The 18,259-nt window shown below is 37.2% G+C and carries 20 protein-coding genes; 3 read left to right on the top strand and 17 right to left on the bottom strand.

The annotated features are described in order from the left end of the window. Positions 1-12 precede the first annotated feature (12 nt). The 9 genes from fni to tmk form a co-directional block, all read right to left on the bottom strand. On the bottom strand, positions 13-1,104 hold the full coding sequence (fni, locus tag RT41_RS03875; protein ID WP_096817599.1) for a type 2 isopentenyl-diphosphate Delta-isomerase: 1,092 nt from the start codon (positions 1,102-1,104) through the stop codon (positions 13-15). Next, positions 1,098-2,102: a mevalonate kinase family protein gene (locus tag RT41_RS03870; RefSeq protein WP_096817598.1), complete on the bottom strand. Its 1,005-nt coding sequence runs from the start codon at positions 2,100-2,102 to the stop codon at positions 1,098-1,100. The genes fni and RT41_RS03870 overlap by 7 nt, the downstream gene beginning before the upstream one ends. Next, positions 2,095-3,051, bottom strand: a complete 957-nt coding sequence (mvaD, locus tag RT41_RS03865; RefSeq protein ID WP_096817596.1) for a diphosphomevalonate decarboxylase — start codon at positions 3,049-3,051, stop codon at positions 2,095-2,097. Before mvaD ends, RT41_RS03870 begins: the two co-directional genes overlap by 8 nt. An 83-nt stretch (positions 3,052-3,134) precedes the next feature. Further along, the gene (gene mvk / locus RT41_RS03860) at positions 3,135-4,067 is read right to left on the bottom strand and encodes a mevalonate kinase (protein ID WP_096817594.1); all 933 of its coding nucleotides are present in this window, start codon (positions 4,065-4,067) and stop codon (positions 3,135-3,137) included. Positions 4,068-4,207: 140 nt separating this feature from the next. Then, positions 4,208-5,074 (bottom strand): 16S rRNA (cytidine(1402)-2'-O)-methyltransferase, encoded by an 867-nt coding sequence (rsmI, locus tag RT41_RS03855; protein ID WP_096817592.1) that lies wholly within the window; start codon positions 5,072-5,074, stop codon positions 4,208-4,210. Beyond that, positions 5,071-5,400, bottom strand: a complete 330-nt coding sequence (locus tag RT41_RS03850; protein WP_096817590.1) for a DNA replication initiation control protein YabA — start codon at positions 5,398-5,400, stop codon at positions 5,071-5,073. The genes rsmI and RT41_RS03850 overlap by 4 nt, the downstream gene beginning before the upstream one ends. After that, on the bottom strand, positions 5,393-6,181 hold the full coding sequence (gene ricT, locus RT41_RS03845; protein ID WP_096817588.1) for a regulatory iron-sulfur-containing complex subunit RicT: 789 nt from the start codon (positions 6,179-6,181) through the stop codon (positions 5,393-5,395). The genes RT41_RS03850 and ricT overlap by 8 nt, the downstream gene beginning before the upstream one ends. 6 nt (positions 6,182-6,187) lie before the next feature. Then, positions 6,188-7,057 (bottom strand): DNA polymerase III subunit delta', encoded by an 870-nt coding sequence (locus RT41_RS03840; protein WP_096817586.1) that lies wholly within the window; start codon positions 7,055-7,057, stop codon positions 6,188-6,190. A 41-nt stretch (positions 7,058-7,098) separates the two neighbouring features. Next, positions 7,099-7,722, bottom strand: coding sequence for a dTMP kinase (gene tmk / locus RT41_RS03835; protein ID WP_054639098.1), 624 nt, complete (start codon positions 7,720-7,722; stop codon positions 7,099-7,101). A gap of 227 nt (positions 7,723-7,949) precedes the next feature. Here tmk and yycF point away from each other — a divergent pair, with 227 nt between their 5' ends. The 3 genes from yycF to RT41_RS03820 are packed head-to-tail and all read left to right on the top strand — an operon-like array spanning position 7,950 to position 10,900. Beyond that, on the top strand, positions 7,950-8,651 hold the full coding sequence (gene yycF, locus RT41_RS03830) for a response regulator YycF (protein WP_054639099.1): 702 nt from the start codon (positions 7,950-7,952) through the stop codon (positions 8,649-8,651). Beyond that, a complete protein-coding gene (locus RT41_RS03825) occupies positions 8,644-10,080 on the top strand; it encodes an ATP-binding protein (protein WP_096817584.1) in 1,437 nt (478 codons plus the stop codon). The genes yycF and RT41_RS03825 overlap by 8 nt, the downstream gene beginning before the upstream one ends. A 7-nt stretch (positions 10,081-10,087) precedes the next feature. Continuing rightward, on the top strand, positions 10,088-10,900 hold the full coding sequence (locus tag RT41_RS03820) for an MBL fold metallo-hydrolase (protein ID WP_096817582.1): 813 nt from the start codon (positions 10,088-10,090) through the stop codon (positions 10,898-10,900). A gap of 47 nt (positions 10,901-10,947) precedes the next feature. Here the strand turns inward: RT41_RS03820 and RT41_RS03815 are convergent, their stop codons facing one another. The 8 genes from RT41_RS03815 to rsgA form a co-directional block, all read right to left on the bottom strand. Then, positions 10,948-12,078, bottom strand: a complete 1,131-nt coding sequence (locus RT41_RS03815; RefSeq protein ID WP_096817580.1) for a cation:proton antiporter — start codon at positions 12,076-12,078, stop codon at positions 10,948-10,950. A gap of 70 nt (positions 12,079-12,148) precedes the next feature. Further along, positions 12,149-13,057 carry an AEC family transporter gene (locus tag RT41_RS03810; protein ID WP_054639100.1) on the bottom strand — a complete coding sequence of 303 codons (909 nt, stop codon included), beginning with the start codon at positions 13,055-13,057 and terminating at the stop codon, positions 12,149-12,151. 88 nt (positions 13,058-13,145) lie between these two features. Continuing rightward, positions 13,146-14,015: an aldose 1-epimerase family protein gene (locus RT41_RS03805; RefSeq protein WP_054639101.1), complete on the bottom strand. Its 870-nt coding sequence runs from the start codon at positions 14,013-14,015 to the stop codon at positions 13,146-13,148. A 107-nt stretch (positions 14,016-14,122) separates the two neighbouring features. Then, positions 14,123-15,064 carry a 3'-5' exoribonuclease YhaM family protein gene (locus RT41_RS03800; RefSeq protein ID WP_096817579.1) on the bottom strand — a complete coding sequence of 314 codons (942 nt, stop codon included), beginning with the start codon at positions 15,062-15,064 and terminating at the stop codon, positions 14,123-14,125. 27 nt (positions 15,065-15,091) lie between these two features. Next, complete coding sequence (locus tag RT41_RS03795; protein ID WP_096817577.1) at positions 15,092-16,420, bottom strand: DNA recombination protein RmuC; 1,329 nt, start codon at positions 16,418-16,420, stop codon at positions 15,092-15,094. A gap of 35 nt (positions 16,421-16,455) precedes the next feature. Further along, positions 16,456-17,109 carry a ribulose-phosphate 3-epimerase gene (gene rpe, locus RT41_RS03790; protein ID WP_096817574.1) on the bottom strand — a complete coding sequence of 218 codons (654 nt, stop codon included), beginning with the start codon at positions 17,107-17,109 and terminating at the stop codon, positions 16,456-16,458. A gap of 62 nt (positions 17,110-17,171) precedes the next feature. After that, positions 17,172-17,387: a hypothetical protein gene (locus RT41_RS03785; RefSeq protein ID WP_054639102.1), complete on the bottom strand. Its 216-nt coding sequence runs from the start codon at positions 17,385-17,387 to the stop codon at positions 17,172-17,174. Then, on the bottom strand, positions 17,359-18,240 hold the full coding sequence (rsgA, locus tag RT41_RS03780) for a ribosome small subunit-dependent GTPase A (protein ID WP_096817572.1): 882 nt from the start codon (positions 18,238-18,240) through the stop codon (positions 17,359-17,361). The genes RT41_RS03785 and rsgA overlap by 29 nt, the downstream gene beginning before the upstream one ends. Positions 18,241-18,259 lie beyond the last annotated feature (19 nt).

The following is an 18,259-nucleotide window of genomic DNA, read 5'->3' as shown; positions in this document are numbered from 1 at the left end:
AATTATATAATTTTATTTAGATTTCACCAAGTAATCAATTTGTGATTTTTTTCTCACATCTGAAAAAAGCTGAGCATTTGGACTCATGAGCAATTCACGTGTTTGAAGTTGCGATAAATCGCGTGCCCCCTGTAATAAATAAAACCGTCTCAATTCTTCTTTCCACTGCTCAATATTCCGATTCAAGGCCTGTACCCCATCAGTTTCACTTCTCAATGTATGGAGCATGAAGCCAGCCGAACTAACTAATTTGGCCCCCAACATCTGTGACTTAATTATTTCTTGCGCGTCTTGAATTCCACCTGTGGCAATAAGGTCTTTTCTGTTTCCTGAAATTTCAGCCTCAAGTAGACTTTCCACGGTTGTTAGCCCATAATCATCAAGTTTGAATTCTCCCCCACGTTCGTGTTCAATCCAGGCAAAATTTGTTCCTCCCTTACCACCAATATTGATGGCTGCAATCTCAGTTTGAGCGAGCTGTCTGTACATCTCTTGTGAAAAACCGAAGCCTACTTCTTTCACAATTACGGGGACGTCGAGTTTATTTGCAATTTCATTAATATTTTCCAACCAATAAAATGAGCGATCACCTTCTGAATTCTTCATGGTTAGTTCTTGTGCCACATTAATATGCAATTCAAGTGCATTTGCCTCTAACATATCAACAGCTTTTTTTGCTGATTCCAAATTATGATGTGCACCTAAATTAGCAAACATGAAGCCATTGGGATTGATACGACGCAATTTACGATAATCAGCGGCCAGTTCTGGGAATTTAATCGCCACAGATTGTGACCCCACCGCTAGAGCAAGACTTTGTTGAGCAGCAACTTCTGCTAATTGTTCATTAATCGATGTCCCTAATGTGGATCCTCCAGTCATCGCCTCAATGTAGAAGGGAAATGCAAATTGATATCCAAAAAGCTGCACCGATAAATCAATTTCAGACAGCGCCAATTCAGGTAAACCTTGTGGAATCAAGCGAACATCTGAAAATTTTAAACCAGAAAATTCTGGCCATTGCTCCTTGAACCTCCAATTTTTTAGTCCCAAGGAAATATGTTCATCTTTTCGATGTTGATGAATTTCTTTTTCTCTTACCATTGTTCATCCGCAATTCTAATTTTTTCGATACTAATGCCTTTTCTAGCTAATTGACCAGTCACTTTCTTGATTCCTTTTTCATTTTTAGCGAAAACAATGATATTTTCACCAAAACCTGAACCAGAAATTTTACCGACAAGATTTTCTTGACGATTAATAATATTTAATGCAAAAGCTAATTTTTCGGTCACATAACCTTCGGGCAAGGTATCTGCCAATAAACTTTGATTGGCTAAAATCAATTTCTTGAACAATTGAAATTTTTTTTGTTCAAAATATTTTTTTTGATTCAAAGCCTTGATTTTATTTACAATTTCATCTGAAGTCTCATAAAATTTTTCGGTTAAGTTAATTTTGAGTTTGTCCCCAGTTTTCACACTCTTACCTGTCATAACGATATAAGCTTGCCATTGTGGATGATACAGTTCTGAATTTTCGATTTTCCAATTCTGCCAATTCACATCTGGAGACTGGTAATAAATGATGCCCCCCGATAAAATAGATGCAACGTCTCCCATTGATCCAGAGCCTTGAATTTCAAAGTGTGCTTTGGCAGCATACTCGAAGGCTTTACTTTTGTCAATCTTTAATTTCATGAACTGATTGACTGCCTTCACAATACCAACTACTACTGATGCTGAAGAGCCATAACCTTTTTTGTTTTCACCATAACCTAGCTCACTATTAATTTTGATGGTGAGTTGTGGATATTTTTTTAGTGTCAAGCCCGCTCTATTTTGACCTTGTAAAAGGTTTCGCAAAGCACACAAAGCAAAATTCCAACCATTATCTGGAATCTCAAAATTATTTATGTCAAAATCCAGAGTTGGTAGATTTACATTGGTCTCAAGTCGAGAATTCCCACTACTTTCACTCACGCTAATAACAAAATCAGTTTCAACTGCTGCGATGAGTGCCTCCCCTTGTGGGCGAGCCACGGCATATTCACCAGCAATGAATAGTTTCCCAGGTATTTTAATTGTAACCGACTCAGACATAACGTAATCCTTCTCCCGCATGTGCTACTTCAAAAGGAATCTCCGGAAAATTTACTTTGAATTTATTTAGCAATTCAGTTTCACTCGCTCGGTCAGTAATAATTTTGACATTTGGCCCCGCATCAATCGTTACAAATGCAAGCAGCCCTGATTCATAACACTGTTTTGCAAAGTCAATCACTCGACGGGTCTGCACTGTAAAATAATCAAAGGGTTCAATTGAGTTACGATTTTGTTCATGCATCCCCAAAGCATTATCTTGTGCAATCAAGCCGATTTTTTCAATATCTTTTGCACGAATTGCCGCTTTCATTTCTTCAAGTTGATGTGCCGCCTTTTCAACCCAAGCCCCATAGGTTGGTGCTGTCTGAGCGAGTTGCATTCCTTTTGTCGACGACATTTTTTTCATCGATGATGAAATTTCAGCCACAATCATAGTCAAATTAATGTCTTCATCGTAAAAACTTTCAGCATACGAAGATTGATCGTCCTCCCCTTTGTTCCAGACTGCAAAATTTCCAAAAATTGAACGAGATGCTGAGCCAGAACCTTTACGAGCCATCCTTGACATTTCTTGTACATCGTTTGGCAGTTCAAGTAGGTTAAACATCGCTCCTGTCAAGGCTGAAAAACTGGAAGCACTTGAGGCCAAGCCGGCCGCCGTGGGAACATGATTTTCAGATCTGACCAAAATCTTAGAAAAATTTCCTTCTTGTTGACGGAAGAGGTCTAAGAATTTACTAACCCTTGTGCTGTCAGTACTGATACCATTCAATATCAATTCATCTTTTGAACTGTCAGTAAATTCAACTGACGTTGTCGTATAAAATTGGTCAAGCGTCAGAGAAAGACTACTTGTTGTTGGAATATTGAGTGCAACATTTTCTTTCCCCCAATATTTAATCAAGGCAATATTTGTATGCGCCCTTGCAGTTGCTAGTTTTGTCATATTCTTATTATATCAAATTTTTCTTACAAACGAAAAACGTACCTTTGATTTGGTACGCCTTATTTTTATTTTATATTTCTATTTTAAAAAGAGTAAATCCATGTGTTTTTGGCACCATTTTTTAATAATTTTTGACTGATTCTGATGGCATCTTTTTCATTTGAAGCCAGAGCAACCATTACTCCACCGAGTCCAGAACCGGTCAATTTAGCACCTAAAGCGCCATTACTTTTGGCTGTTTTTACCATTGCATCCAATCGAGGGTGTGAAACTCCCAGTTCAGATAGAATGTGATGCGCATTATTCATCACTTTCCCCAAATCAGCAAGTCTGTTGGTTTTAAGATAATCTCTTGATTCAGCAGCTAATTCACCCAATTTGGCGATTTCATCCAACGTTTTTTCTTTTTCTTCGTTTAGTCTCTCACGTACAATACTGATTGCTTGACTGGTTAAACCATGAATACCTGTGTCACCAATGACAAGATAACCGGCCAGATTTAACTCAATTTGTTCCATCGGCTGATTTTTGATGAACCAGAGGGGTAATTCAGAGTTTACAGTAGCAACGTCAATCCCTGATGCGCGACCATGAGTAATATTTTCGGAAAAATTGGCAAAATAAAGGAGTTCTTGATTTGTCAATTCACTTTCAAAGAAATCAAAGAAAGCACGCGTTGTTGCTGTAGCTAAAGCCGCTGATGCACCAAGACCACGTCCTTGTGGAATATTTGAGTCAATTTCAAGTGAGAAGGTCAACCGTGGACTTTCAAATTTTTGCAATAATTTCAATATTAACTGACGAATTCCTTCGAACTCATCGTCCATTAAATCAAGTCGTCGACGGGATTCAGAATTCTCAATATACTGACCAGCACGAGTTGCTGAAATGGTAACAGTTGTTTTTAAAATATTAACAGGGAGCGCTATGGCTGGCTGTCCGTAAACGACTGAGTGTTCACCAATTAAGATTAATTTGGAATGAGCCATACCTATGCCCATTTTATTTATAGTCATTCAGAAAAATCTCCTGTAAAGTACGAAACGTACTGGAATATTTTATAAAATTTATGCCTTAAAATCAAGTAAAAGTTTCTAAAAGGCAAATTTTATAGTCCTCAGAAAAAAACTTCCCCTAAAATAGGCAAGTTGAAGTCTTACAATTCGTGATATTGAGCGTAGAGTTCTTGACGATTTAAGCCCCGTTCTTTTGCCACCTGTTTTATAGCTGCATTTGTTTTTACACCGGCTTCAATCAGTATTTTTACTGCCTCAAGTGGTGGAACCGTACTGTCCACCTGCTCAAGTTCTTCTTTATCTGCTCCTGAAACGATGATTAAACATTCGCCTTTGATTGGCTGCTCGGTCAATGAATCGAGCACCTCTGAAATTTTCCCACGACGATATTCTTCATAGATTTTAGTCAATTCTCTAACTAAAACGACATGCCGGTCGCCATATACATCAACCATATTTTTTAAAGTATCTGCTACACGAAATGGACTTTCATAAAAAATTTGCGTTTCTGGATATTGTCTTTTAGTTTCCAAAAACTTTTTCTGTTCGTTTGCTTTACGGGGCAAAAAGCCATAAAAGATATGTGGTTGTGGAGCAAGGCCTGAAGCAATGAGGGCTGTAATCCCTGCAGAACTACCTGGTAGTGCTACAACATCGATACCACGTTTAATCGCTTCGACAACTAAATCATGTCCAGGATCCGAAATTGAAGGCATTCCTGCATCTGAAACTTGTGCAATGGACTGGCCAGATTCCAAAATGGTAAGCAATTTCGGAATTTTTTCAAAAGAATTATATTCGTGAAATGATTCTTGAGGCACTTTAATTTCAAAATGATTCAACAATTTTTGAGTATTTCTTGTGTCTTCTGCTGCAATCAAATCAACTGTTTTAAGCGTTTCTAATGAACGCAATGTCATATCTTGCATATTACCAATGGGCGTTGGCACAAGATAAAGTTTTCCAGCCGTTTTTTCGCCCTTAAATGAACGTTGTATTGGGATCATCGATAGAGTAACTCCAAGCAATCTAAGCAAGATTCGCCTTCATCTAGACGTTCTGCGTAATGTAAATGGCAAACATGAAAGCCTTCATTGAAAATGTTAATTAATGTCGGATTTGGTTCGTCACTTGTTGAGGTCGTTTCCTGAACCTCATGTTTTTCTAATTCCGCTAAATGTTCGCGGACTTTTTCTAATTCCATTCTTAAAGTTGCATTTTCACGCTGAGAATCTTCCAATTTTTGACGTATTGAAGAAACCTGAGCTAAAGTTTGATTGAGTGCATCTTCGAGTATATTTAATTGTTCCAAAATTTCTTTTTTGTCAGCCATGAACACCTTCCAACTCTGTAACATCAAAATCTTTGATGCCATTTTCCAATTTTACTTTTACTTGATGCTTAAGAATATTTAACCCAATCACGCGCCCTTTTCCATCATGCGTCTTTACATCCTGACCAAAATCAGGAAATTGTTCTTGTGCTTCTTTATAAAAATCATTTTCATAAGTCAGACAGCACATTAAGCGACCACACAAACCATTCAATTTATTTTGTTTCAAAGACAACGCTTGATTTTTTGCCATTTTGATTGAAACATTGGGAAATTCATAGATAAATTCAGAGCAACAAAGTGGGCGGCCACAAGGACCAATTCCACCGTAAATCCTTGCCGCATCTCTTGGTCCAATCTGTCTCAGCTCAATTCGAGCATGGAAAGACGCCGCCAAAGCTTTGAGCAATTCACGGAAATCAACTCTTTTGTCTGCTGTAAATGAGATGAAAAGTTGATTTTTTTCGAGATTATAAGCGACATCAACGACTTTCATGTCTAAACCAATCATTATTACAGATTCTCGTACCTGTTTTTTAGCTTCCTGGGATTCTGCTTCAACAAGTTCAATTTTTGCGAGATCCTCTTCAGTTGCATGCCGTAATATTTGAACTTCGGGATTAAATTCAAATGCTCGGTTGGAATCAAAAATTCTGAGAACGCGGCCGTAATTTTCACCTTTCTCGGTATCAAAAATCACTATGTTTTTAGGTGCCACTTCAAATTCACATTCTCCAAATACATTGGGTTCACCATGTGAAAATTTAATTTCCGCAATCATTCACAGTCACTCACTTTCCATAACAATATAGTTCAAGCAGGATTCCAACCTTACATTTGCCTGCCACATTTTTACAGCTTTAAACGTTTTTTGTATTTTGTCAATCCATTTTTCTTGATAAAAAAGATGAATTAACAAATCAAAGAGAATTTTTTGGCGTTCTTTATCATCAAAAGTATCTGTCAGTGCTGACAAGTACAAAAATGCGTCAGCTGGAGATGATTTTAATAGTTTTATTTCCTGCAAACACTTATTATAGCCCTCATTAAACCAGCTCGATTGCCCTATTTTTAATGCTGCTTCAATTGAATCAGTCACTTGAGCAAGTAATTCTGCCTGTGTCCTCAGAATTCCATTTTTTTCCAAAGTGTTTCTAAAGTACTCTATATTTTTTGGAAATTTTATCACTTGCGTACGTGATAGAATGGTTGGTAGAACAAGGTTTTCATTCTGACTAATTAAGAAAATGTATGTGTCATTTTCTGGTTCTTCAATTGATTTAAGTAAAGCATTTGCGGCATTTTGATGCATCTTGTCTGCTTCTCGAATGATGATTACTTTGCTCTTTCCTTCAAAACCAGATTCGGAAAAAACTTCGCTTAGCGCTCTGACTTGGCCAGTTTTAATCATTTGACCATCTGGTTCAACAAGATGCAAATCTGCAAATTCTTCTTGTTCAATAAGACGACAGGTGCGACAATGGCCACAAGGGAGCGCATCCATTGGTTGCTCACAAAAAATGGCTTGGCTCAGCCAAAGTGCCATTTCGTAAGAGCCAAATCCGCCTGAGAAAAGATACGCATGACTTAAGTGATGATGGGCAAGGACCATCTTAAATTCATTCAACAATTGAGGTTGTATCTCATCAATTTTCATATTTTCCCTTTCTAAGCGGTGTGTGGGCTATAAGATCTTATTCAGAAGCGCTCAATTATTACTTTTAAACTGTCAGCAATAACTTTTTCTAAAGGTTGACTGGCATCAATTGTAACAAAGCGCTCTGGTTCTGATTTGACAATTTCTAAATAACCTGCACGTACTTTGCGGTGCATTTCTGCCCGTTCCATATCCAATCGATCAATATCTTCTGAACGATTTTTCTTAATCCGTTCTAAGGCAACTTCCGTATCTATGTCAAAGTACAAGGTTAAATCAGGTTTCAAACCGTCCGTCGCAAAATCATTCAACCACTCCACAACCTCTAGGCCTAAACCTCGTCCAAATCCTTGATAGGCAACCGATGAATCAATATATCGGTCAGCAATGACCATTTTTCCTTCTGCTAATGCAGGTTCTACTTTCGACTGTAAGTGTACCCGACGAGCAGCGGCAAATAAGAGCAGCTCTGATTTTGCGTCGATTTCCGTATTCTTTGGATTAAGAATTACGTGCCGGATTTCTTCTGCCACTCGAACCCCACCAGGTTCTCGTGTTGCGACAATTTCGCCGTACTTATTTTGTAGGTCTGGTAAAATAGCTTGCAAAACAGTTGATTTGCCCGCTCCATCTGGTCCCTCTAGGGAAATAAAAATTCCGTTCATGTCTACTATTATACCAAAAAAGCTGTTAATTAGCACATTCATACAAAGCATTTCTTGAGTTGCATTTTACCTACGATTTTTACCTAATTAACATAATTTATTGATTAATTCTGGCTTTGTTTCGAATGTATCGTAAATATTCTAAAATATTACAGTATGAATTGATAATTGCTGAACAAAAGAGTATAATTAATGATAATTCAAATTATACATTGAAAGGAATCAAAATGAAAAAGATTCTTGTTGTTGACGATGAAAAACCCATCTCAGATATTGTAAAATTCAACCTCACTAAAGAGGGATTCGAAGTAGTTACTGCCTTTGACGGAGAAGCTGCACTTGAGGCCTTTAAAGATGAAACACCAGACCTTATTTTACTTGATTTAATGTTGCCTAAAATTGACGGCCTTGATGTTGCGCGCGAAATCAGAAAAACATCTGATGTACCAATTATTATGGTTTCTGCAAAAGATAGCGAATTTGATAAAGTCATCGGTCTCGAACTTGGTGCTGACGATTATGTCACAAAGCCATTCTCAAATCGCGAACTCTTAGCTCGAATTAAAGCAAATCTTCGTCGCGTCAACACTTCATCAGTGGAATCAAACGATTCTGGCAAAAAAGAATTGACTATTGGAAATTTACGAATTAATCCAACGCATTATGCTGCCTACAAATATGATAAACAACTGGATTTGACACACCGTGAATTTGAACTCTTGTATTATCTTGCGCAACACATTGGTGAAGTAATTACACGTGAAAATCTCCTTGAAACAGTTTGGGGATATGATTATTTTGGTGATGTCCGCACTGTTGACGTTACTGTTCGCCGTTTACGCGAAAAAGTTGAAGACACTCCTAGTCGTCCACAATACGTTTCAACTCGACGCGGTGTTGGTTACTACATGAGTAGTCCTCATGAATAAGGTCGTTCATTCATTACTTTTCAAGGGAGTAGTTGCACATCTACTTCTTTTTGTCGCTTTATTTATAAAAGATTGGGATTTCTATACGGCCAATTTCTGGAACTTCTTCAGTTATTATGTGACAACGTTAATCGTTGTATTTATCGTCCTTCTGCGCCCTTCACAGATGATTGACAAGGTATCTGGTCAATTGGATTCTTTAATTGAAGGTGACTTCTCGAAGACGGAGCGTCCAAAGGGAAATAGTGAACTCATTAATCTCTATGACAAAGTTCAAATATTAGGCGATAATTTTTTCCATTCACAAAGTAATTTGGAAAATCAAAGAAATCAGCTTGATTCCGTTTTGACTTATATGGTTGACGGAATTATTGCGACTGACCGGCAAGGAAATATTATTTTAGCGAATCATGCAGCCCAGAATCAGCTTAATATGACTGCTGAAGAACTCCTCGGAAAAAGCTTAACAGATTCGCTCAATATCAAAGATAAATTCACTTTTTATGATTTGCTTGAAAAAGAACCCGAACTTGTGATAGACTCGGTCAACAGTATTGGAGAGGCTATTTCGTTACGAACTAAATTTGTCCTCTTTCGACGTGAATCTGGCTTTATTTCAGGTATAATCGCTGTTTTACATGATACTACCGCTCAAGAGAAAAATGAACGTGAACAAAAACAATTTGTATCCAATGTCTCACATGAATTACGAACACCTCTTACATCTGTGAAAGCATATTTAGAGGCTCTTGAAGATGGAGCGCTCGAAGATCCAGAAGTGGCAAGATCATTTATCGGGGTCAGTCTCAATGAAACAAATCGGATGATTAGAATGATTTCGGATTTATTAACCCTTTCACGCATTGATCAAGAACGTCTTGTTCTCAATAAAGAATTGATTAATTTTGTTGATTTTTTAACTTTCCAAACAAATCGTTTGGCTCGACTTGCAAAATCAAATCCCCTCAACTCGTTTTCTGGCAACTTTCAAATTACAACAGATTTTCCTGAAAAACCCATTTGGATAGAGATTGATACGGACAAAATTACTCAAGTTATTGATAATATTGTCGGTAATGCATTGAAATATTCACCTCAAGGTGGTGAAATTCATTTGACACTGAGCACGCAAAATCGTAAACTAATAGTAGAGATTTCTGACCAAGGTATTGGAATTCCAAAAAGTGACTTACCAAAAATTTTCAGTCGATTTTATCGAGTTGATCAGGCCAGAAATAGTCAAACAGGGGGGACTGGTTTAGGTCTCTCCATTGTAAAAAACATCATCGAGCTTCACGGTGGGACAATCGTTGCCGCTTCTGAAGGTATCGGTAAAGGGACAACATTCACACTCACATTGCCTTATTCAGAAGATTTATTGGATAGCAATCAAGACTGGGATGACACTGCAGAAATTGAATTTGAGTAAATAATTAATGAATGAAAATAGTGGTTTTAAGTATTCTATCTTAGCATCGGGCTCAACAGGTAATTCTTTTTATTTAGAAACGCCAAAGAAAAAGATTATCGTTGATGCTGGCTTATCAGGAAAAAAAATTGAAGGCTTGATGAGTGAAATTGGGCGTGACATCAATGATGTTGATGCCCTTTTGATTACGCACGAACATAGCGATCACATCAAAGGGATGGGGGTTTTAGCTCGGAAGTATGGTCTGGATGTCTATGCAAACGAGCAGACTTGGCAAGAAATTGACAGTAAAAATATGGTTGGAAAAATTTCTGAAGATCAGAAGCATATTTTTGAGATGGGGAAAACGATAACTTTCGGAGATATTGATATAGAAAGCTTTGGTGTCAGCCATGATGCGGTTGCCCCACAATTTTATCGTTTCATGAAGGACAATAAATCTTTTGTTTTGTTGACTGACACTGGTTATGTCAGTGACCGTATGCAAGGAATTATCGAAAACGCCGATGGATATTTAATGGAAAGTAATCATGAAGTTGAAATGCTTCGAAATGGCCCCTATCCTTGGGTTACAAAACAGCGTATTTTGAGTGACCGAGGGCATTTATCAAATGAGGATGGTGCTAAGGCCGCTTTCCACGTCTTAGGAAATAAAACGAAACGTATTTTCTTAGGACACTTGAGCCTCCACAATAATATCAAAGAATTAGCTCATATGACAATGGATGGCTATTTACAACAACATGATGTTGATACACACCGTGAAGTAAAGATTATGGATACTAGCCACGAACATGCGAGCAAACTATTCGACATATAAAAAACCTTATCAGCGGATAAGGTTTTTTGGTTTTTTGGTTTATTGACTTAATTACTTCTTCGAATTGCCCATTTAATTAAGAAGGGAGCAATTACCGTAGCCAGTATAATGACAATAACGAGTTCAGAATACACTTCATCAGAAATAACCGCACTTGCCAACCCAATTTGAGCCACAATCAAAGCCATTTCGCCTCGAGAAATCATCCCTGTACCAATTAATAGGCTTTCGTCTGTTGAAAGATTCGACATTTTGCCTGCAAAGTAGGCTGGAATAAGTTTTGTCAAAATCGCTAAAACAGTGAAGAATAACACAAGCCATGGGTGATGAATTAAACTATCAAAATTTACTTCAATCGCAATAGAAACGAAGAAAATTGGGATAAAGAACACATAACCAATCGCAGAGGTATACTCTTCAATTTTTTCTGAAACTTCTGTTTGGCTAATTGCAATCCCAGCAAAGAAGCTTCCGATTACAGCAGACATTCCAACAAAATCAGCTAGTAGACTCAGACCCAAGCAAATAATCAACGCAACCGTTGTATTCTTTGCATAAATGGGGAATTTTTCCACAATTTTCCATATCTTGGGAATCATTTTGTGAACCAACACCAAGAAGGCGAAGAAAATAATTTGTAAGCCAATTTGGAGGGGAAGGTTTGAAGAGCTATTTTTAAAGCTTGTGAAAACAGAGAGAATGAGGACAGCAAGTATATCATCAACAACAGCCGCACCAAGAATAATATTTCCAGCACGTGTCGATAATTTGCCATATTCTTGTAATACTTCAACAGTTATTGACACTGATGTCGCCGCAAAAACAGTGCCATAAAAGAATGACGTACTTAAATCTTTACCAAGCCAGAAGGCCGCTACACCAAAGCATATTAAAGGGACGATGACGCCAAGAATTGCGACGAGCATTGAGGGTTTAAAGTTTTTCTTTAATACGCTTAAATCACTTTCCAACCCTGCAAGGAACATAAGCAGAATAACCCCTATCTCAGACATTACTTCAATCGTATGTCCTCCTTGGACCCAACCCAACAGTGAAGGCGCAAGTAAGATTCCAACGAGCATTTGCCCAATTACAGCAGGGATTTTTAACCGGCGTGAGAGAAGCGTTGCAATTAAAGATGCTACCAATATTATTGTTATTTGAAAAATATCTATCATTCCTTTATTATATCAAATTTGACATTAAAGGTTAAGAGACTTTTAAATATTTCAAACGCTTTCACTTTTTTTATAACAAAATAACGATTAAACTCATTAGGATCAGTGAAATAATCATTGAAAGGCTTGAGACAAAGCCAGCTTGCCCTTCATCAACACCAAATTGTGTCGCTTGAATCGTGGTAAGGAAAGAGATTGGCGTGAATAGGATGAGGATGAGGACCATTTTCACGAGATGTGAAAACGGAAAGAGAAAATAGACGGTCAGTGCAAGTAAAAATGCAAATGTGTATCGGAAGAAAAGGACACGGCCAATCGTGGCAAGACCGCTTTTTTTGAACGACACTTGCATGAATAGACCAATCATGAAAAGAGATAGAAATGAATTTCCTTTAGCAATGAACGACAATGGTTCAATAATAAAGTCAGGAACTTTCACATGAATCAAAGCCAATATAACCATGCAAACATATACAACAAAAGGAGGGCTTTTAAGTAAAATCCGCAGAGGATCACGTAAATCAAAGCCATTTTTTTGCTGCTTTGAACTCGTTTCAACGATTGCTTGGGTTGTGCCAGCAACCATAAACGAATTTCCCATGTCAAACATAGCAATAAATGGAATGGCCTGTGCAAAAAAACTCGCTACAAATGGAATGGCAAAGTTTCCTAAGTTATATCCTCCGATATTAAACATATACAAGCCTCGTTCAATTGCATTTCTTTTTCTTCCTAGCAAGTACCCCATAAAAATTAGAAATACATTAAATAATAATCCCAAGGACATGAGAATCCAGACCATCGATGTTATTTTGAAGCCATTTAAAGCAATAATTATTGTTGCGGGGAGAGTTGAGAAAATCACAATTTTGGAAACGCGTTCTCCATCCGTTTGCTTTAAAACTCCGACCTTTTTAAGAAAGAAAGCAAGAAGAATAGTGAGTAGAAAACTGACAGCATTTACGATAATTTTAGTCATTTATTACCAATTTCTAAGAGTTGGGAGGATTGCTAATAAAAACCTGTCAATTCTGACAGATTTTTATTAGATATTTTTATTAATAAAATTAATTTATTTCAATTTCATATTCACAAGAAAATTCACCTTCAGGTGCAAGCTCATTAATTCCAAATTTTGTTGTAATATCTCCGTCAGTATTGACATCGTCTGCAATACCACACCAAGGTTCAATACAAACAAAAGGAGCATCTGCTGGATATGGACTCCACAGACCAAAATAAGGCATATTTTTCCAAGAAACTGACACTGAATGTGAATCCAATTGATTTGTCAAACTTACTTTCGTTTCTTTTGATGAAGTAAAGACAAGTGCGTCTTGGTCAAATAATTCACGTGTTAGTGGCAACTCATCAACGACTTTGTCCATTTTTTTGTCAATTTTTATCGTTCCTGATGGTGGATCAAGTGGGATGAAGGTTCGTTTTTCAGCAGGTGAAATTGTTAGCTTGTAGTCTTCAAATGAACCATTATGAATTGGAACATTAAAAGCGGGGTGCGCACCTACACCAAAACTCATAAATTTTTCATCCTCATTTTTGACCTCATAACGAACTTTAATCTTATTATCATTTAGTTGGTAAATTACTCGGAATTCAAAATGAAATGGATATTGTGAAAGGGTGTCCTCATTTTCACGCAATTCAAATACTAATTTTTTATTATCAGCGCTGATAAGTTTAAACTCATTGTCTCGTGCAAAACCATGCCCCCCCATTTTATAAGTCGTGTCATTGTAATGATACTCCCCATTTTTCAGTTTTCCAACAATAGGAAACAGAACGGGCGCATGGCGGCCCCAATATTTCTTGTCGGCTTGCCATAAATATTCCGCCCCATCCTTCAAAATTGAATGCATTTCTGCACCAAAGCTGTCAACTGTAACTGATAATTCTGAATTCTCCAATATAGCTTTCACGTGCTTCTCCTTTGTTACTTTATTCACTCATATTATAACATTTTTCAAGAGATATTCCTCTGAGCTAAATTAAAAAACTTATCCAATGTCGAATAAGTTTTTTAATATTAAAGCCGTGGTTTATAAAAATTACGATTACCAAGTGGCCAGATGCGAGGACTGAATTCTCCTGGTTCAAGCGTGGCTATCGCAGAGGACATCATCATCATTGTTGCATCCATCATGTCTATCTGATGAATCATTTCTGCTTCCATAATTTGTGGACGGACCGGACTGCCATATTCGAGTTCCCCATGATGGCTGAGGAGGCAATGACGTAGTAGCAATAGGTCTTCATTATCATCATCAAATCCAAGCTCAGTGGAAACTTTAACAACTTCTTCATCAATTAAAACAATATGGCCCACGAGATTACCACGCAAGGTATAATTTGTATTTTCATAGCCCGTGAATTCCAAACATTTCGCCATATCATGGAGTAAACATCCTGCAAACATTAAACTTGGATTAAGTTGAGGGTAAACCTCACAAATTTGTTCAGCAAGTTTGAGCATGGTCGTAGTGTGGTAAGCTAATCCACCTTCAAAAGCGTGATGATTTGTTTTAGCAGCTGGAAAGACATAAAATTCTTGGTCAAATTTTTTCAATATTGCTCGAACCACACGATTCCATGTCGGATTTTCGATACGAAAGACGATAGACTGAACGTATTCACGCAATTCTTTTTCCTCAACAGGTGCCTTTTCCTTAAAATCTTTTGGATTATGAGGCTCGTTGTCGTTGGCAATCCGCATTTGAATTTTATTGACCTGAGGCATCCCATTGTAGAGCTCCTTGAGTGCCTTCATATAAACCACACGTCCAGCACGAAATTGTTCGACTGCTTTTGGATTGGCGTCCCAAACATTTCCATTGATTGTTCCTGAACGATCTTGAAAACTTAAAGCTAAATATTCTTTACCTGCACGAGTCTGTCGAAGTTCAACGGACTTAATCAGATAATACCCCTCAAAAGTTTGATTGAGTTGTAGATTTTGAATCAGCGTCATTCTATACCTCCAGGGCATTTTGCCCGATTAATCATTCTCGTCTTCTTCACTAAACCCCAGAAGGCTCTTGCTTGCTTGTTCATCAATTGAGTCAATTGTTCTTAATTGGCGACTCATCACACTTGTTCGTGTAGTAATCAACGTATTAATTTCTTTTTCAGATTGTTGCAGTCGTTCATGAACTTTTTTAAGTGATTTTTCAAATTTACCAAACTCAGTTTTAACAGCTCCGAGTAATTCATAAACTTCTGAAGATTTCTGTTCAATTTGCAATGTCTTGAAGCCCATTTGCAAGCTATTAAGAACAGCTGTCATGGTTGTTGGCCCTGTAACATTGACTTTGTATTCACGAGAAATTTGTTCATAAAGCTCAGGATTGTTGACAACTTCCATGAAAAGTCCTTCCGTTGGTAAAAACATTACAGCAAAATCGGTTGTTTTTGGCGGAAGAATATATTTCTCAGAAATAGATTTAGCTTGTGCTTTGATGGCACTAAACAAGGCTTTTCTCCGCACTTCAATTTCTTTAATGTCAGTTCCTTCGAGGGCAGTTTGTAAGCGTTGGTAATCCTCCATTGGAAACTTGGAGTCAATGGGGAGTAAGACCTCTCCATCGCTTGTCTTGCCAGGCATAACAACGGCATAATCAACAGCGTTATTGCCTTGAATGTTCACCTGTTCCCGATATTGACTTGAAGTGAAGATTTGATCTAAAATTCGTCCTAATTGAATTTCGCCCACAATCCCCCGTGTTTTAACCCCCGTCATGACTTTTTGAAGGCTGTCAACATCAGATGCCAAGTTCCGCATTTCGCCAAGTCCTTCTTCGACATTTTTAAGATGCAAAGTCACTTGTTCAAAGCTTTGTGAAATTCGTCGATTTAGTGTTTCTTGGAGTTTTTCATCAACCGTTTCTTGGATTTGCGTGAGCTTTTTATCATTTGATTCTTGTAAATCTTTAAATTTATTATCGAATTTTAATGTAATTGACTCAGTCAGGGCTGACAAATTATCTGTTAAATGCCTTGTTGTCTCTGTCAGACCAGTTGAAATTTGTGCCAATTTTTTCTCATTTGACTCTTGTAAATCTTTGAATTGATGATCAAATTTCTCATTAATATTTTCAGTCAGAAAAGATAGATTTTGATTGACATCATTACTGACAGAACGTAAATTATCAGACATCTCTTGGCGATTTAACCCGAGTTGCTGATTCATATCTTGCCTGAGCTCGGACAAATTTTGTTGTAAATGATTAATTTGATTTGCTGTCCCCTGAGCCCCAGTTTTTTTGAAAAAATTTGCTAATCCTAATAAAAGAATTAAAATTAGCAACACAATAATTATTATTTCCACATTTTACCTCTAAATGAAAACTGAAAAATTGAGGCTTATTTCAGTTTTTCTTTTAATTTATAGATATTTTCTGTAACATCACCATTAAAGACAAAACTACCAGCTACAAACACATTTGCACCCGCTTTTTTAGCAGTTTCAATTGTAAGATCTGAAATGCCACCATCTACTTCGATATCAAAATTTAATTGTCGTTCTGAACGGATTTCACTTAATTCAGCAACTTTTTCCATTGTTTCTGGAATAAATTTTTGTCCCCCAAAGCCAGGGTTTACACTCATTACAAGAACCATATCAACCATTGATAATACCGGTTTAATAAATTCGACGGGTGTTCCTGGATTGATAACAACACTGGCTTTCATCCCAGCATTTTTAATTTGTTGCAAAGTCCCGTGTAAATGTGGGGTTGCTTCCGCGTGAATAGACATGCTGTCAGCACCAGCCTTTGCTAAGGGCTCGATATACTTTTCAGGATGCTCCACCATCAAATGGCAATCAAAAAATAAATTTGAATGAGGACGCAAGGCCGCAACAACTCCAGCGCCAAAAGTCAAATTATCAACAAAATGACCATCCATAATATCAATGTGTGCCCATTCTGCTCCAGCCGCTTCTAAAGTTTGAATATCACGCGCAAAGTGACCAAAATCGGCGGACAAGATTGAGGGTGCAATTTTATATTCCATTTTTTCTCCATACTAATTTAATACATTTTAAGAATTCAGAATTCCTTTAGAATTCATGTCAATTATTTCTTTTTTTCAACACCAAAAAAAGCTCGGTTAGCTATGATAATGCCATAAATTGTAAAAACAACTAGAACAATAAAACAGATGACCTGCCAGGTGAAGGACAATTGTTCTTTGAAGAAAATGAGTAATCCCCAAAGTGCAACCAGTCCAACTAAACTCAATTCCTTTAGAACCAAATTGTCCTTAAACTTGCTTTTTTCTTCTTTTTGCATAAGTTTCCCTCGTATTATTTATTTCAGATAAAAGCTGCAAATAGTTGTCATAACGACTTTGCAAAATTTCTTTTTTTTCTAATGCTCGTTTTACTGCACACTCTGGCTCATGCGTATGAGTACACTCTCTAAATTTGCAATCATGACTAATCAGCGCAATTTCTGGAAAAGCATTATTTAAATCAGGTGCATTATCAACTTCATAATCGAGACTTGAAAATCCTGGCGTATCAGCAATCAAGCCTTGAGCAACATTAAAAAATTCAACATGACGAGTGGTATGACGCCCGCGTCCTAGTTTTTCCGACGTTTCACCAGTTTCCAAATTCATTTCTGGGGCAATTTTATTAAGCAGAGTCGTTTTTCCTACACCCGTTTGTCCCATAAAAACAGTCACTTTATGGTTCAGTGCATTTAATAATTCGTCACTATTAAAATAAATTGAATAACCTATTTTTTCATAATTTAGCTTAAATTGATTCATTTCATCTAAATTATCAATAAGGTCAAGTTTCGAGATGTAAATCAGTGGTGTCATTTTTTTATTTTCTAAAAAGACTAAGAATCGATCTAGTAAATTTAAACTAAAATTTGGGCTTACCGTACTCATCACAATAACTGCTTGGTCAATATTAGCAATGGCAGGTCGAACCAGTTGATTTTTTCGCTCCTTGATGTCAAGCACATAGCCCTCAGAATTTTCTTCAGTCGAAAATTGTACGAAATCTCCAACAAGAGGTTTCATCCCTTTTTTTCTAAAGTTGCCTCGTGCACGCGTCTGATAGACTGTTCCTTCTGATTCCACATCGTAAAAACCAGCCAGTGATTTTACTATACGTCCATTTTTTATCATGTCTCAATTATATCAAAAA

Source organism: Lactococcus fujiensis JCM 16395 (genome assembly GCF_002441655.1).
In the GTDB taxonomy this organism is placed as follows: Bacteria; Bacillota; Bacilli; order Lactobacillales; family Streptococcaceae; genus Lactococcus; species Lactococcus fujiensis.
Note: the sequence above shows the minus strand (reverse complement) of the source record. Positions and strands in the feature narration are given on the sequence as shown.